Origin of the sequence: Streptomyces sp. XH2, assembly GCF_049725035.1 — a bacterium.
GTDB lineage: Bacteria > Actinomycetota > Actinomycetes > Streptomycetales > Streptomycetaceae > Streptomyces > Streptomyces roseoverticillatus.
In genome coordinates, this window is sequence record NZ_JBMMMZ010000014.1 from 227,765 (window position 1) to 242,093 (window position 14,329).

General features: G+C 69.5%; 23 protein-coding genes. 3 read left to right on the forward strand and 20 right to left on the reverse strand.

Annotated features, from left to right (window positions below; translation table 11 throughout):
* Window position 1: 1 nt before the first annotated feature.
* From ACOTKD_RS28230 to ACOTKD_RS28305, 16 genes are all read right to left on the reverse strand, one after another.
* Window positions 2-463 (reverse strand): hypothetical protein, encoded by a 462-nt coding sequence (locus ACOTKD_RS28230; protein WP_424891794.1) that lies wholly within the window; start codon window positions 461-463, stop codon window positions 2-4.
* A 15-nt stretch (window positions 464-478) separates the two neighbouring features.
* Window positions 479-979: a hypothetical protein gene (locus ACOTKD_RS28235; protein WP_424891795.1), complete on the reverse strand. Its 501-nt coding sequence runs from the start codon at window positions 977-979 to the stop codon at window positions 479-481.
* 21 nt (window positions 980-1,000) lie between these two features.
* Window positions 1,001-2,377 (reverse strand): phage major capsid protein, encoded by a 1,377-nt coding sequence (locus ACOTKD_RS28240; protein WP_424891796.1) that lies wholly within the window; start codon window positions 2,375-2,377, stop codon window positions 1,001-1,003.
* On the reverse strand, window positions 2,374-3,531 hold the full coding sequence (locus ACOTKD_RS28245) for a head maturation protease, ClpP-related (protein WP_424891797.1): 1,158 nt from the start codon (window positions 3,529-3,531) through the stop codon (window positions 2,374-2,376). Before ACOTKD_RS28245 ends, ACOTKD_RS28240 begins: the two co-directional genes overlap by 4 nt.
* Before the next feature lie 95 nt (window positions 3,532-3,626).
* Window positions 3,627-5,027, reverse strand: a complete 1,401-nt coding sequence (locus tag ACOTKD_RS28250; RefSeq protein ID WP_424891798.1) for a phage portal protein — start codon at window positions 5,025-5,027, stop codon at window positions 3,627-3,629.
* Entirely contained in the window at window positions 5,024-5,185 is a 162-nt protein-coding gene (locus ACOTKD_RS28255; RefSeq protein ID WP_424891799.1) for a hypothetical protein, read from the reverse strand. The genes ACOTKD_RS28250 and ACOTKD_RS28255 overlap by 4 nt, the downstream gene beginning before the upstream one ends.
* Window positions 5,185-6,513, reverse strand: a complete 1,329-nt coding sequence (locus ACOTKD_RS28260) for a phage terminase large subunit (RefSeq protein ID WP_424891800.1) — start codon at window positions 6,511-6,513, stop codon at window positions 5,185-5,187. Before ACOTKD_RS28260 ends, ACOTKD_RS28255 begins: the two co-directional genes overlap by 1 nt.
* Window positions 6,513-6,995 (reverse strand): hypothetical protein, encoded by a 483-nt coding sequence (locus tag ACOTKD_RS28265; protein WP_424891801.1) that lies wholly within the window; start codon window positions 6,993-6,995, stop codon window positions 6,513-6,515. The genes ACOTKD_RS28260 and ACOTKD_RS28265 overlap by 1 nt, the downstream gene beginning before the upstream one ends.
* A gap of 310 nt (window positions 6,996-7,305) precedes the next feature.
* Entirely contained in the window at window positions 7,306-8,001 is a 696-nt protein-coding gene (locus ACOTKD_RS28270) for a hypothetical protein (RefSeq protein WP_424891802.1), read from the reverse strand.
* Entirely contained in the window at window positions 8,001-8,510 is a 510-nt protein-coding gene (locus ACOTKD_RS28275; protein WP_424891803.1) for a hypothetical protein, read from the reverse strand. The genes ACOTKD_RS28270 and ACOTKD_RS28275 overlap by 1 nt, the downstream gene beginning before the upstream one ends.
* A gap of 21 nt (window positions 8,511-8,531) precedes the next feature.
* A complete protein-coding gene (locus ACOTKD_RS28280) occupies window positions 8,532-9,089 on the reverse strand; it encodes a hypothetical protein (protein WP_424891804.1) in 558 nt (185 codons plus the stop codon).
* 2 nt (window positions 9,090-9,091) lie between these two features.
* A complete protein-coding gene (locus tag ACOTKD_RS28285; protein WP_424891805.1) occupies window positions 9,092-9,235 on the reverse strand; it encodes a hypothetical protein in 144 nt (47 codons plus the stop codon).
* 7 nt (window positions 9,236-9,242) lie between these two features.
* Window positions 9,243-9,392, reverse strand: a complete 150-nt coding sequence (locus ACOTKD_RS28290; protein WP_424891806.1) for a hypothetical protein — start codon at window positions 9,390-9,392, stop codon at window positions 9,243-9,245.
* Complete coding sequence (locus tag ACOTKD_RS28295) at window positions 9,389-10,480, reverse strand: hypothetical protein (protein ID WP_424891807.1); 1,092 nt, start codon at window positions 10,478-10,480, stop codon at window positions 9,389-9,391. Before ACOTKD_RS28295 ends, ACOTKD_RS28290 begins: the two co-directional genes overlap by 4 nt.
* A 75-nt stretch (window positions 10,481-10,555) precedes the next feature.
* On the reverse strand, window positions 10,556-10,807 hold the full coding sequence (locus tag ACOTKD_RS28300; RefSeq protein WP_424891808.1) for a hypothetical protein: 252 nt from the start codon (window positions 10,805-10,807) through the stop codon (window positions 10,556-10,558).
* Window positions 10,804-10,968, reverse strand: coding sequence for a hypothetical protein (locus tag ACOTKD_RS28305; RefSeq protein ID WP_424891809.1), 165 nt, complete (start codon window positions 10,966-10,968; stop codon window positions 10,804-10,806). Before ACOTKD_RS28305 ends, ACOTKD_RS28300 begins: the two co-directional genes overlap by 4 nt.
* Window positions 10,969-11,219: 251 nt before the next feature.
* On the opposite strand from ACOTKD_RS28305, the gene ACOTKD_RS28310 reads away from it, so the two are divergent.
* From ACOTKD_RS28310 to ACOTKD_RS28320, 3 genes are all read left to right on the forward strand, one after another.
* Window positions 11,220-11,483 (forward strand): hypothetical protein, encoded by a 264-nt coding sequence (locus ACOTKD_RS28310; RefSeq protein ID WP_424891810.1) that lies wholly within the window; start codon window positions 11,220-11,222, stop codon window positions 11,481-11,483.
* A gap of 102 nt (window positions 11,484-11,585) precedes the next feature.
* A complete protein-coding gene (locus ACOTKD_RS28315) occupies window positions 11,586-12,068 on the forward strand; it encodes a hypothetical protein (RefSeq protein WP_424891811.1) in 483 nt (160 codons plus the stop codon).
* Between the two features lie 321 nt (window positions 12,069-12,389).
* On the forward strand, window positions 12,390-12,578 hold the full coding sequence (locus ACOTKD_RS28320; RefSeq protein WP_424891812.1) for a hypothetical protein: 189 nt from the start codon (window positions 12,390-12,392) through the stop codon (window positions 12,576-12,578).
* A gap of 147 nt (window positions 12,579-12,725) precedes the next feature.
* Here ACOTKD_RS28320 and ACOTKD_RS28325 read toward each other — a convergent pair whose 3' ends face one another.
* Genes ACOTKD_RS28325 through ACOTKD_RS28340 form a run of 4 tightly spaced genes read right to left on the reverse strand, consistent with a single transcriptional unit; the run spans window position 12,726 to window position 14,302 of the window.
* The gene (locus ACOTKD_RS28325; RefSeq protein WP_424891813.1) at window positions 12,726-12,917 is read right to left on the reverse strand and encodes a hypothetical protein; all 192 of its coding nucleotides are present in this window, start codon (window positions 12,915-12,917) and stop codon (window positions 12,726-12,728) included.
* A 55-nt stretch (window positions 12,918-12,972) separates the two neighbouring features.
* Entirely contained in the window at window positions 12,973-13,392 is a 420-nt protein-coding gene (locus ACOTKD_RS28330; RefSeq protein ID WP_424891814.1) for a hypothetical protein, read from the reverse strand.
* The gene (locus tag ACOTKD_RS28335; protein WP_424891815.1) at window positions 13,389-13,658 is read right to left on the reverse strand and encodes a hypothetical protein; all 270 of its coding nucleotides are present in this window, start codon (window positions 13,656-13,658) and stop codon (window positions 13,389-13,391) included. Before ACOTKD_RS28335 ends, ACOTKD_RS28330 begins: the two co-directional genes overlap by 4 nt.
* Before the next feature lie 56 nt (window positions 13,659-13,714).
* Window positions 13,715-14,302, reverse strand: coding sequence for a hypothetical protein (locus ACOTKD_RS28340; protein ID WP_424891816.1), 588 nt, complete (start codon window positions 14,300-14,302; stop codon window positions 13,715-13,717).
* Between the last annotated feature and the right edge of the window lie 27 nt (window positions 14,303-14,329).

Sequence of the window (14,329 nt, forward strand, 5' to 3'; positions counted from 1 at the left end):
GCTACGCCGCCACCACGGCCGCGCCGTCATCGAGGGGCACGTAGGTCAGCACCCACGTCACGGCGCCGTCCGGGCCCGTGCCGGTGGTGACCTGCTCGATGGTGCCGGTGTTGATCACGAGGGGCTGCTTCAGCGTCGGCACCGCGCCCGGCCCGTGCAGGATCGAGTCGCCGGTCAGGCCCTGGAAGGACAGCAGGTCACCGACGGGGGTGTCCGTGGTGCCGATGTCGGTGGCCGCGCACAGGTCCTTGGTCGTGCCCGTGGTGGGGTTGGCCTGCAGCTTCACCGTGTTGGCGACGGTGATGGCGGTGGTGACCTCGCCGACGAGGCTGGTCACCAGCACCTTCCCGCCGGTCACCGTGAACAGCGTGGCGGTCTCGGCGGCGAAGGCGGCGTAGGACTTGGAGACACGGACGCCGAAGAGAATGGAGCGGACCTGGTTGCCCTGGATGATCGTGCTCATGGTCTACCGCTCCTCTCAGGCGTTGGGGTTGACGAGGCTGGTGGGGGCACGCTGGACGTCGAGGTCGCGGAGCAGGTAGAGCACGGCGGTGTACTTGGTGCCGTTGGTGCCCTGGTCCGGGACGTTCAGGGAGATCCACTCGTAGCCGTCGGACAGCTGCGTCGCCTCGACCTCGATGACGAGGAGCGTCTGCTTGGACGCGGATCCGGCGTTGGTGATCTCGGAGGCCGCGGACTGCGTGACCTTCGACCAGGTCTCCGACCCGGCGAAGGTCGTCGCTTCCTTCAGGTAGTAGTGCGTGATGATGTCGAGGTCACCGATCGTGCCGCCGCTGGCGGCGGTGGCCTGCTGGAGGTCGACGTCGAGGATGTCGGTCGACCCGCCGTCGGTGAGGACGAGGATGGTGCAGCCGCCCGCGTTCTTGAGATGCACGCGGTTGCCGGTGATCGCTCCGGCCACGGAGTCGGCGGGCGCCGATCCCACGACCACATCGAAGAGACGCCCGAGGGCTTCCATGGTCAGATCTCCTTGTGCTGGTCAGCGGGCAGCGAGCTGGACGAAGGGCGACAGGGTGGGGCCGTTGTTCTGCGGGGTGATCGCGGACTGCAGCCACGGCCGGCCGTCGACGCGCTGGATGATCCGGTACGCCGTCTGATCGTTCTGGAACTTGAAGTGCGGCGACGACATCGCGGACATGACCTGCCGGTCGCCGATCAGGTAGAAGCCGAAGTCGACGAAGCTGATGTCGCCCTGGTCGCCGAGCAGCCCCGGGGCCTTCTCCGTGAAGATGACCGGCCGGCCCAGGATCGTCATGGGCGGGCCTTCGACCCCGTTGTTCAGCCACACCGCGGAGCCGCCCGTGCCGACGCTGAGCGCCATCGTGGCCAGCTCGGGGAAGGTGTCGTTGGAGGCGATCCACACCGCCCGGTTCAGGGACGACGGGAGCATCCGGGAGTACATCTTGACGATGTTCTCCCACACGATCGTGTCGGCCGTCTGCCCGGTCTCCTTGGCCACCGCGATGATCGCGCTGTTGTTGCCGTCGAGGACGCCGAGGGGCTCGCCGACGCCGGAGCCCTTGATGAAGGCGATGTCCTCGTAGAAGCCGAGGGCCTCGGGGAAGATCTCGTCCAGGAACGCCTGGAACGAGATGGCGCTGTCGGAGATGAGCTCGTTGGGGACCTCGCTGTACGCGGTGAGCTTCTTGGCGTCCAGCACGATCCGGGAGAACGCGGCCTGCGACGCGGTGAGCGCGGCGCCTTCCTCGGTCCAGTAGCCGACCACACCGCCGTACACGGAGCTCACGTTGCTGGTGGAGTCGATCGCCGGGAACGGCACCCGCAGCGTCTCCATCGGGATGACGCGGGCGCGCGGCCGGACGATGGAGGTCTCCAGCGAGACGCGCAGCATTTCCGAGCGGAGGGTCTCGGGGATGAGGAATCCGCCCTCGGAGGGAACGGTGCTGCTGAAGGCGTTGCGGACTCGGGTGAGCTTGGCCTGCATGTCCGCGGTGCGGTTGGCGTTGTGCCAGATCGTGCGGAAGTACTCCGCCGAGTTGGCGAACTCCTTGTCGAGGGCTGCGCCCATCGCCCGCGGGTTGTGCAGGTTGTTGCGTGCGCTGCCGTGCGCGATCACGTGCTCGGGGGTCAGGTTGATCCGGCCGACGCTCTCCGGCTGCTCATCCCGGAGCCACTCGGCCAGGACCCGCTGGGTCTCCTCCTTGACCTGGGTCGCAACGGAGAGGTCCCGGTTGTGCACGGAGCGGGCGTAGTTGGTGATGAACTCCCCGAACGCGCCGTTCTGGTCGGCGAAGACCTTCTGCATCTGCTTGCTGTCGCCGAGCATCGCTTCCAGTTCGGCGGCCGTGGTGGGGATGGTGATGCGCTCCGGGTCCGCCCCGGTGGTGGTGTTCACAGTCGTGCCTCCCATAGGGCGCGCTCGAAGAGGGTTCGGTCGATGCTGGATATCGGCTCGGCGGGTGCCGGTTCGGGGGCGGCGGGCTCTGGTGGGGCCGGCGCGGTGGTGGCGACGTTGGCCATGAGGGTCCGGAAGTACTCGACGGCCACTTCACCTGGGGCAGCAGCCGGCTCGGCCGCCGCTACCAGGGCCGGCTCCGCGGTGTGCACGACCACCGGGCGAGGAGGCTCGGGCGCGGTCGGGGCGTCGTTGGCCAGACCGGCCATGAGCGAGCGCAGGTGCCCGGGGTCGTAGTCCGGCATCGGGTCGGCGGCGGCGTCCAGGGCGGCCCGGAAGGCGGCCGGGTCGAAGGCGAAGACGGGCTCGGTCTCGGCCTCCTGGGGGTGCCCTGCCTCGGGGGGCTCTTCCCCGCCGTCGTCCGCGTGATCGTGATCGGAGCTGGCGCTGTTGGTGACCGCCGGGGCCGACGGGGCTGGCGCCTCGGTGCGGCCCGCGTACCGGAAGACCGACAGGTCCCAGGAGTTCGACACCTGCTCTTCGCCGGCCTCGCCCGGCTCGGGCCGGCGGGCGGGCTTGGCGACCTCATCGGCCAGTCCCGCCTCGACGGCCTCGTCAGCGGAGTACCAGGTCTCGGCGAGCATCCGAGTGCGCCACTGCTTGACGGTGCCGCCGGCCCGCTCGGCATAGATCGCTGCGATGTTGTCCGACTGCTTGTCCAGCAGATCAGCCATCTCGCGCATGTCAGCCGCGTTGCCGATGCACAGCCCCGATCCGTCGTGGATCATCATCTGGCTGTGGGGCTGCATGACGATGCGGTCACCGGCCATCGCGATGACGGACGCGATGGAGGCGGCGATGCCGTCGACGTGCGTGGTCACGCGGGCCGGGTGGGCGCGTAAGGCGTTCATGATGGCGATGCCGTCAAAGACCTCGCCGCCCGGGGAGTTCAGGCGCAGCGTGATCTCGGAGCTGTCGATCGCCTTCAGCTCGGCTATGAAGTCCGAGGCGGTGACGCCCCAGTAGCCGATCTCGTCGTAGATGGAGACTTCGGCGGCGCCGTCGGCGAGGTTGGTGATCCGGTACCAGTCGGTGCGTCCCTGGCGCAGCGATGCGCGGGGCCTTGCCGTCTTGCAGTGTGCGCGTTCGGGCATTCGCCGCCCTCCCGTCTGTGCTGGCCGGGGCTATGACAACGTTGTCAATGCTCATCATTGTGCACCATCGCGCCGGGCGGCAGCGGTGCGCGGATTCAGCGGGGCGCGCGCTGCGCCCGGGCAAGGTCGAAAACCGAGAGGGTCGCGGCCGGCTGCCGGGCCCCTGGCTCGGGCGGTAGTTGCTGCACCGGAGCCGGGCCCGGCTCCGGTGGAGTGGGCGGTTCGGGTAGCTCGAAGCCCAGCATCGGCAGGATCAGCGGCGCCAACGCCGGTGCAGTCGTGACGAGTTTGATCAGCAGCTCACGGTTGGGGTCTGCGCCCGGTTGTCCGAAGGGGATCTCAGGCAGGCCCACCGCGGCGAGCACTTCCGGCCCGTACGCCCCGGCACTGACCAGTGCCTGTACCGCGGCGCTCTTCGCCGTCAAGGCGGCGTTCTCGGCTTCGGAGTCGGCCGGCACGGGGCTGCAGTAGTCGAACTCCAGCGTACGGACCGCCTCGGGGCCGTACAGCGGCAGCAGGTCGTTGTTGAGGGCGGCCTTGATGCGCTCCAGGCGAGGCACGGTGAGGTACTCGGCGAACCAGGCCTTCGATGCCTCGGCGGTGGCCCGGTTGACGTCGTCGACGTCGCCAAGGGCGAACTTCGGGATCCCGAACGCTTCGCGGATCACGTCCCTGGAGACGGAGCGCAGCTCGGCGAACTGCATGTCCCGCTGCGACAGCTTCCGGTCCACCCATTGACCTTGCTCGATGAGGGCGACCCGGTGAGCATTCGCTACGCCCTTGTGCTGCTCGTTCCACCGGGCGGTGAGCTCGTCGAACTCGTCGTCCGACAGGCGCTTGTCGACCTGGATGACACCTCCGGGCTCCGCCCCGTTGAGGAAGAAGTTCTTGTTCCACTCGGCGGAGTACCGGGCGCTGTCGAGGTCGGTCAGGATCGCCTGCACGGGGCCCATGCCGCGGTACGGGTCAAGGGGGTTGGGCATGCGCAGCTGGATGACCTCGTCCGCCCTCAGAGGGATCTGCTCACCCGCCGGACCGGTGTACATGTAGCCGGTCAGGAACTCCGTCGGGTGCGGGATGGGCTGCATGCGGTCCGGCCGGACCGGCCACAGCTCCAGCGGCAGCGGCGAGCGAGGATTGCGCGAGATGACCCACCAGCCCTCGCCGGTCAGGTCGATGTGCTGCTGGACGGTCTCGACGTTCTCCTGCCGCGTGTAGAACCGGTTGGGCTTGTTCCACAGGTCGAGAGCGGCATGGCTGGTGACCTCAACGCGGTCTTCATCCAGGCCGCTGACCGCCTTCCGCCACAGCTTCCATTCCACCTGGGATGTCGCGGTCGAGGTGCGATTGACGATGGCGAACAGGGTCCCGACACTGCCCATGGCGCGCATCTGCGCCTCGGCGCCGGTGGGCTGCCGCCACGGCAGCGACAGATTCCGGGTGCCCACGTACGGGACGGGCGTCCGGTTGAACAGGGTGCGAAGCGGCGACTTCACTGGCCCTCCCCAGCGGTGAGGAACTCGATGACGAGGAGGCACACGCCAAGAACGGCCAGGCCGGCAGCGAGCCCGAAGGCTACCCACGCGGAGGCCGTGAGACTGGTGAACCCCGCCACGGTCAGGACGGACGTGCGGACAGCCCTCCAGCGGTGCATCACAGCCACCTCATCCGCGGCCGAGCGCCGAGATCCCGCTCAGCAATCATGTAGCGCATGGCGTCCATCCCGTGATCGTTCTCCTTCACCGGCTCCTCCTTCAGCGCGCCGCCCGGCTTGATCGCCCACACATAGCCGGTGATCTCTTCCTCCGTGCAGGCGGGCTTCTTCGCGGCGTCGAGCTCGGGGTCCCGCTCCACCAGCGCGCCGCGAAGCAGTACCAGCCGCGCGCGGCCGTCCTCTTGGACCTTCAGCCGGGACTGCACGGCCTGGATCCCGTCCGACACGCTCTTCTTGGCTGACACGGTCGACATGCCCAGGTGCTTTTCCAGCGTGGCCCGGTCTTCGGCGTCGTGGTCGCAGATCACCGCGCGCGGGCGAGGCTCGGTCCACTCGCCGTCCTCGTCGGTGACCAGCTTGAGGATGTCCTTGGCGTGGTCCTCGACCAGGCGGCGCGTGCGGTAGATCTCCCGGTACATGTACAGCCGGCCGTCGCGGTCCTCCGCCCACCACTGGGCACAGAACGGGTTGGTGAAGCCGAAGTCGACCACGAGCCAGCGCGTCCAGCCCGGCGGGATCTTGAAGGGCTCGACGACGTGAAGGGCCTCATCCCAGCCCTCGTAGATGACCCCTTCGGCAGCGGCCCAGATGCCGTCCCGGTAGCGCAGCCGGCGCACCCCGGTGAGGGCGTCGAGCTTGCCCATGTAGTCCCGGCCCTGCTCGGTCAGAGTGCCGTCGGCATTGACGTAGGCGGGGTTGTCATGGTGCCGGGAGTGGAGCATGCGCATGCCGCCGCGGTCGGACCGCTGCTTGATCCAATGCGTGGGCTGCGCGGGGTTGCAGGCGGCGATCTGCTGCTGCCAGCCCAGCCGACCGTTGCGCAGACGGGTCCCGATGGTCTCCCAGTCGGTCTCGGTCAGCTCGGTGGCCTCGTCGACGAAGACCAGGTCGTACTCCGCGGACAGCACCTTCTCGGGCTTGTCCATGCCACCGACCACGATCACGGACCCGTTGTCGTAGCGGTAACACGCGGCCTCGCGCGGACTGCCGCCGTACCAGCGCACGATGCCCGCAGCCAGAGCGTGGGCGGCCACCTTCTTCTCGAAGGTGACCAGCGTGGTCGACCCGAGGGAGACAGCGGTCTTGCGGACGACGAGGCAGCGGATCCCGGGGTTGTTCAAGGCGGCGAAGTGGACGCGATAGAGGCACGCGAGGGACTTGCCGGTGCCGGCCGGGCCGGCCATGGCGACTTCGGAGTCCCGGGTCTTGAACAGCTCGCGCGCGGCGCCCCGGGGCTCGTACCGGACGACGGCGTCGGCCGCGGTCATCACTGGAGATCCTCGGCGTTGATGCCAACGATTTCGTAGCGGACGGAGCTGCTGACGCTGGCCTTGGTCGCAGCGTCCAGACCGAGGAGACGGGCGCGGCGCTCCTGAATCTTCAGAAGCCGGTCGATGGCCTGCAGGACCGGCCCGTCGTCTTGCAGGGCCTCGTCGCCCTCGTAGACGATCCGCCCCTGCGAGACGGTGACGTGCCGGCGCTCCAGCACCTGAACGGCCCGCTGGTACAGGTGGTCCAGCCGCTCCAGTTCCAGGGCGCGCACCTGCTCCGCGGGCTCCTGAACGATGGCCTTGAGGGCGCGGTCGACAGCGTCATGAGCGGTGTGAACGTCAATGCCGAGCTCGGCAGCGATGCGGCGGTAGGAGTAGCCCTTGGCGCGGAGTTCGGCAGCCTCGGCGTCGCGCCGGGCGGCTTCGGGGGTGTAGAGCCATTTGCCTGTCGGGTCGCGCGGGGTCCCGGCTTCACTCACGATCGGCACCTCCCCGGCGTCTGACAACGTTGTCAACATCGTAACGGCGCCGCGCAGGCAAGGGCATGAACGAGGAAGCGCCCCCGGCCAGGGGGCTGCCGGAGGCGCTTCGGGAGACGAGCGGCCTGCGGCGAGCACCCACTCACAGGGCAGGCACCGCCCTTGGGGTAGCGGTGATGGTCCTTCTCATCTCCGGGTGGGATCACCGTAGGGCTCAGGCGGCGTGATGTCAGCGGGTGTGCGTCATGTTTTCGAAGAGATTCAGACACGCAGTCCACCAACAACACCGCTTCCACGCGGTGGTGGGCCCTCAGGCCGCCCCCTCCTCGCGAGCTGTAGCTGTAGTTGTAGTCGATCCCGTAGCTGCGTCCTGACCTGAGGCAACTACACCTACAGCAGGGGCCGCGGGCGAGGCTCGGGGAGCGGGCGGGAGGTCAGCCACCCGCACCCCTGTCGACACGGACCGACCGGGCTGCCGTACGGATTTGGACACGGGCACGCCGTGGGCGGCGCACAGCGCCCGTACGGCGGAGGCGTCGTGGGGGCCGTCGGGTAGGTGCTCGGCGAGGGCGGAGAGGTGGGCGCCGGCGCCTCCCTGGGCGATCGTGCGGACGAGGGCGCACAGTTCTTCCAACGAGACCGCGCGGGCCTGCACCACCGGCTCCTCGTCCTCGTCTTGTCCGGGCGCCTCAGGCTCCGCCTCGTCCTCGTCGGGCTCGTTGGGAGTGGCGTGCATCCATGCGGCTGCGCACCATGCCACCGTCCCGATCGGCAGCACGTACGGCGGGACGGCCGTGTGCGCCAGCATGTACACCGTCACGTAGCCGCCGGCCCCGACATAGCCGAGGCGGGTGAGGGCGGTGCGCCAGTCCTCGGCGGTGATCCATGCCCAACCTCGGCCGACGAGCGCGGCCGAGCCCGTGCACAGGGCTTCGGCCGCCCCCCGGGAAGGCAGGTAGGGGCGCAGCTCGTCCCGCCATCGGCCGGGCTGCTCGGTGTCGTTCATCAGAGGGCGCCTGCGGCGTGGGCGCCGGTGAGGACGAGGGCCTCGGGCAGGCCCCAGATGCCGCCGGCCTGTGCCCAGATCCCCGCCGAGAGGATGCCGGTGAAGGCGGCGCGGGCGGGTGGGAGTTCCCGGTAGTACATGATCGCGGCCAGCAGGGCGGAGACGGCGCCGAGGCCGACGTTGCCGAACCCTCCGCTGGTGAAGATAGAGGCGAAGGCGTCGGAGATGTTGCCGCTGGCGGTCCAGATCGAGCCGGCGGTGATGTAGAAGGTGCCGGCGGCGATGCCGGTCAGCTGGGCCTGGTCGGAGGTGAGGCGCTTGCGGATTTTGCTCTTCTTTCCTCCGCTGATCCCTTCGGGGCCGCCGCCGTTCTTGGGCTGGCGGATGCCGGCGATGAGGACGCCGGTGAGGGCGAGGGCGATCCCGCCGGATCCGACGCTGCCCAGGACGTGCCCGCTGTCGACGGTGAAGTCCGGCGTGGCTGCTGCGATCACGAGGTGGTGAAGCATGCTCGGTGTCCCCTTCTTGGGTCAGGTCGTGGCGGCGGGTGCGTAGAGGGCCAGGGCCAGGACGGCGGAGGCGAGGGGGATGCGGGCAGCCCAGGCGAGGCCGCACCACCAGTGGCGGGTGCGGCGGTCCCAGAAGTGGGCGGTGGCCAGGCAGGTGCCGCCACCGAGGACGAGGGCGCCGCTGATGCTGGTGTGGCCGACGGCGGTGATGGCGTCGCTGATGAGGGGGGTGAGGCCGAGGCCGTATCCGGCGCCGGCGGCGGTGAGGTTGTACAGGGCGGCGCGGGCGCGGGGGCTGAGAGCCGCTGGCGGGGCGGGGGTAGGCACGGCCGGGTAGTAGCCGGGTGCCGGGATGAACCACACCGGGCGTTCTTCCTCTTCCTCGTAGCCGCTGTCGTCGGCGCAGTCGCCGGAGCACGGGACAGGCTGCGGGGTTTCCATAAGTGGCTCGTCGACGAACGGGAGCGTCTCGGGCCTCTGCTGCTGCCACCAGGGCGTCAGGCGGGGGGCCGCCGCGGGAGGGCGCGGGGGCCCGATGGCGGGCGGGTAGTCGGGTGGAGGCGGGACCAGCTCGCTCATGGTCACCACTCGTTCCAGTCGAGGGCGGCGAGGATGAGAGCGGCCGCACAGAAGCCGTCCGCGATGTCGTGGAGGAGGCGGGCCTTCGGGGCGAGGCGGCGGGCGATCAGTGGGCAAAGGATGCCGCAGGCGATCAGGACGAGCATGGGGGCCTCACTGGGTGATGAGGGCGGCGAGGGCGGCGGCCGCCATGAGGAGGAGTGCGGAGAGGCCGAGGAGGCTCGCCAAGTGGCGGCGCAGCGCGACGACCGCGATGAGGCCGAGGGCCAGTTCAAGAGGCCAGAGGCAGTCGAGGGCGGTCACGGGTAGAACCCCTTGCCATCGGTAGCCGCGTCGCCGAGGGGCAGTTGCGGCTGTTCGGCGGGCCGCTGCTTCGCTAGCCGTTCAGAGAGCTCACGCTCGAAGGCGCGACGGACGCTGTCACGCCGGTTGTCATCGAGGCCGAGAGCATCCAGGACCAGCGGGACACCCTTGTCCTTGTCCGTGACGCCGAGGTCAAGGAGCTGCCGGATCGCGCCGATGGCAGTGTCCGGCGGCCCGGACAGGATGTCCGCGCCGGTCAGCGGCTTGGCAGGCGGCAGCGGGGGGAGCGTGTCCGGCGTTGTCCGGGACGTGTCCGGACGTTCGATCGTGGTCGCCGGGGGCTGGTAGCCGAGCACCAGACCGACGCCCACCGGGGTGACGTTGACGCCGTAGAGGGCGAGTTCGTCGGTGAGCTCCTGGAGGGTGGCGGTGGGGCAGGCACTGTGCGCGAAGCGGATCGCGTCGGCCGGGTCCATGCCGGCGAAGTGAGCGCGCAGGGCCTCAGTCGCCTTGCGGGGCTTGGCGGCGGGTTGCGTGGCGGATGTCCGGGCCGTGTCCGGGCTGGTCACGTGGGTGCGGACCTCTGTCTTGGTGCGCTCCCATGATTCCTCGGTGGCGAGGAGCCAGCCCCAGAACCCGAGCTTGGGCAGGGTCGCTGGCCGGTCGCCGTCCTGGGCCCGCATCCGGGCGCGATGGGCGGACCAGGAGAGGCCAGCGAGGAGGAGCAGGGCCACGGTGGGCATGGCGAAGAGGAGGAAGGCGCCACGTCCGCCGTGGATGAGTTCGGCGTGGAGGCGGTTGAGGTAGACGGAGGCGGCGGCCATGCCCAGGGTGGCGAGGTGCGGGCCGAGGGCGGACCGGCGCTCGCGGACGGCTTGGCCGGCCAGATGCAGGCAGGCCATGGCTGCGCCGTCGAATACGGCTGCTGTACCGATGGCGAGGGGCTTGGGCACGCCGTAGCGGTCATGGGCTACGACGTAGAGAGACCACGCGGTGATGCTGGCCGCCGCACCGCCGATGAGGGCGAGGCAGACCCACCAGACCAAACGCCTCTTGATCTTTTCGAAGTCCATGTTCATCACGTTCATCACGTGCTGCTCCTGGGCGGAGGAGAGGCCGGGCCCGCGGGAGGGTGGGCGCGGGCCCGGCCGGTCAGGGGTGGGTCAGTGGTGGCGCCGGCAGGCCCGGGTGGGGCTGCATTCCAGGCAGACCACGGACAGGTGCTCGTCGCAGCGACGGCAGTCGGTCTTGGGTTCGCCGTGCTGGGTGCACAGACCGTCGACGAAGGCGCCGAGGTGGTCGCGGTAGATCGTCTGGAGTGCGCGCTGGGCGAGGAAGAGGCTGCCGTGGGGGTGATCGCGGTCGTCGAAGCGGGCGAGGACCCGGCGGTCGGCGGTGAAGACGGCGTGGATCACCGGACGAGTCCGTGCTGGCCGGGGTTGGTGCGAGCCGCCGCGCCGCGCCCGTAGTCCTCGTGGCAGCGATCGACCGTGGCGGGCTCGTCGATGATCTGCTTGCTGCTGGGCGAGGTGTCGGGGGTGCCGCTTGTTGGCGTATCGCCGATAGCATTCGGCATGGTCGTTCCTCCTGGTTACGCAGGTGGGGTGACTGGCCCGGCCCCGCGTGCGACCGCGGAGCCGGGGTTGAGGCGGTGCCTGGTGTGCGACCACTGGGCGCCGCCGTTTCAGCAGCCCCGGTTTCGTGTGCGACCACGGACCGGGGCTTTGTGCTGTGGTCTCCACCATAGCGACTTGTTTGCAGACTGCCAACTAGTGGAGGATGATTGCCATGCCCGAAAGTCAGGACGACAGGAGGGAGCTCCCCCCGATGGTGACTTTCAGGACTGGCGCTGAACTGCTGGTACAGCTGGGGATTGTCGAGAGCATGACCCGGGAGGGGGTTCGCAAGATCGCCAATACGGATCCCGAATGGCCCTTCGGGCCGGGGCGCCCGCACGACTATCAAAAGATCGCCAATGCCCAGGCCATGGCGACGGGCCCGTTCCTGGACTTCTTCCAGGCCCGCCAGGTGAAGGGCCGCGGGCCGGACCGGCAACCGCGCAAGCCTCGGGCGCGGCCTTCGGCTGACTGAACCCGGGCAATCCCGCCTCGCGAGGGATATTGCGCCAGCGCCACGAATCGGAGCGCGATCGTCCCTAGACTGGGCGGCTGCGACGGAAGGAAATGATCACAAATGCGACCCGAACGCTTCCAGCAGTTCGCCGTGAAGGCGCTCGCCCAGGCCCCGGACGTCCGGACGGTGGAGCCGTGGAATGAGGGCGCGAGACGCCCCTTCGGCGTCAAGATCGAGTTCACGACCGGTGCGCAGATCTGGCACGCGATCACCTACACCATGGCGCCCGGGGAGAAGATGAGTGAGCCGGAGGCCCCCCCTGTCGAGGGTGAGGTGCCGGCCGAAGTGCCGTGGCCCGAGCTGGTCCAGGGCGGGAAGATCAATGTCCGGGCGTCGGAGCAGTACCTGGTGGCTGCGATCCTCAACGCCGGCAACGCTGAGGTCGCGGAGGCGTCGGGGTACTCAACCTCTGAGACGCCCGCCCTACACCCGGGATTCGGCGTGCGATTCCATAACGGTTCCAAGATCTTCTGTGTGTACGAATTCGCTCTCCGCTCCGGGGAGCGTCCCGGCACAAAGTTCGACCTGCCTGAGGCGGTCTAGCGGTCGATCTTCCGCGGCCTCATCATCGGTGTCCTCCAATGGGCGTCCGATGGGAGTCGTATGCGAGGCCAGCGGTTCGACCCGGGGCAGTGTGCAGGAACGTGCCCCGTGTGCTATCAGATCGTGGGAGCGGAGCCTGGTGAGCCAGTGGCGCAGCATCAGCCGCAGGACAGCCGGGAAACCTGTCCGGGAAGCGGCCAGCCCGCGCAGTAGAACTTGAGCAGCCCCCGCTTCACCGAGGCGGGGGCTTGCTGCTGTCGAGATCGGCAAGGGCGGCGCTCCTCGCCGTTACCTGCTGGGCTGCGCGGCCGTTGTCGCGTCGTGGGTGGGGACGAGCGTCTGTGGGCGCTGATCGAGGACGAGTGCGAGCGGCAGCCGCTGACGACGCTGGGCGAGTTGCGGGCCGTCGTTGAGCTGTTCCAGGCGTGGGGTGCCAGTGGTGAGGCCGAGGCGGGCGTGGCGGCCGAGTTGGCGGCCCGCTTCGGCCGCCGTCTTCCGGCTGAAGGCTGATCCGCAGCGTCCAGGCTGCCGGGCCGCTACCGTTCTCACGTGGCCCTTGGGGTGCCGGATCAGGTCGGAACCAGGGAACTGGATCCCTCCACCCGGTTCGAGAGGCGGTTGTGGCCCCGGTCGACCCCAAGGGCCCTTTAGAGCCCGTTAGGCAGGCCGCCAGAAGTCCGACTGCGGGCCGACGCGCGCCAGTCGGACGAGGATGGACTGCACGGTCGCGGTGACGAGCGAGGCGCACTCTCGCTCGGGGAAGGCTGGCAGCGGGGCGCGGCGGAGTTCGTCGGCGATGATGCGGCGCGCGGCGGCGAGTTGCTCGTCGGTGAGGGGGATCTCGGTCACGTGAGGCTCCTCGGGGAAGGCCGGCCCGCCTGGTGTGGGCGGGCCGGCGGGCATCTCAGAAAGGCGGTTCGGTGGAGTAGCCGCTGACGGGCTCGGGGGCCCTGTCGTAGTAGCCGTCCGGGGGCTCGGGGTCGGGCTCGTCGTCGCGGAAGTCGGGCTCCTCGTGGTCCTCCTCGTCCGCGGGCGGCAGGGTCTTGGTCGTGCCGTCGGCGAGGGTGACGGTGACGGGGCAGGTGCACGAGCCGATGCACTCGGCGCCGCAGGCCCGGCAGCAGTTGCAGTAGGGGGAGCCGCCGCAGGCGCAGCAGTGCTCGGGCGTGATCATGCCTTCGCCGTCGCAGGTCCAGCACTTGCCGTACCCGTCGGGGTCTTCTCCGCTGCCGTCGCAGGCGGTGCAGTCCTCGGACTCGGCACAGAGGCCGGACTGGCAGGCGTCGTCCTCGCTCACGGTCAGGCCGTCGGTGGTGGTCGTCATCGCGTCTCCCTGGCGGGTGGTCGGGTCGGGTGTCGGTCAGGGCTGGTGTGCGCGGCGGCGTGGTCGTCGGCGATCTGCTGGAGCTGCGCGAGCGATCGACCGTCCGGGCTGTCGATGGGGGTGAAGTCGTTGTTGCTCCAGGCTCGGAGGCGCCACGAGCGGCCGTCATGTGTGATCTGGTACTTGCAGGTGTTGGTTTGCGCGTAGAAGGTGCGGTCCGGCCAGGTGGCCTTCCGCCAGGTCAGGTGGGGCCAGGACAGTCGCATCGATCCTCCAGAGGGGTGAGGGGCCCGGCGGCCGGTGAGCCGCCGGGCGGGGATACTCAGATGGCCCGGTAGTGCGGGTCGTTCCAGGGGCAACCCTGCCGGTGCTCGGGGATCCGGCACCCCTTCGCTGGAGCGGCGCACTGCGGGCAGCCCGCATCAGCAGGACCCTGCTCGTCGTACTCGACGCGCAGCTGGTTTTCGTAGAGGGCAGCGGCGTGCAGGCTGTCAACGTCCGGCGCCTGCACGGTAAGCAGGACGGGTGCAATGGGGCGGACGCTTCCGGTCGGATCTCCATCGGCCACGACGCCCACCTGTCCCTGCCCAGCCTCGTTCATGGGCCAGACGACCGTGGCGTTCACCGTGCGGCGTCCGACCTTGTACGTGACTCGCTCACCGACGCGAGGGCTCTCCGGCGGGGCGTTGATCGTCAGCTCGTCGACGAAGGGGCGGCCGCGCCGGTTGCAGCCCTTGTCGCCCTCGACCGCGTCCCAAGTCACGCCGACGTACTCGCGGCCGCAATTCGGGTGATCGGTGTCGGTGACGCGTCCGATGTCGTACCCGTTGACGGTCCCCAGTCGCCCCTCGGAGGACATGACGCGGGTACCCGCGGGGAGGTCTGCGGCGGTGCGCTGCTGGCTGGTCATCGGCTTCTCCTTGCTGCTCGCGTTGCT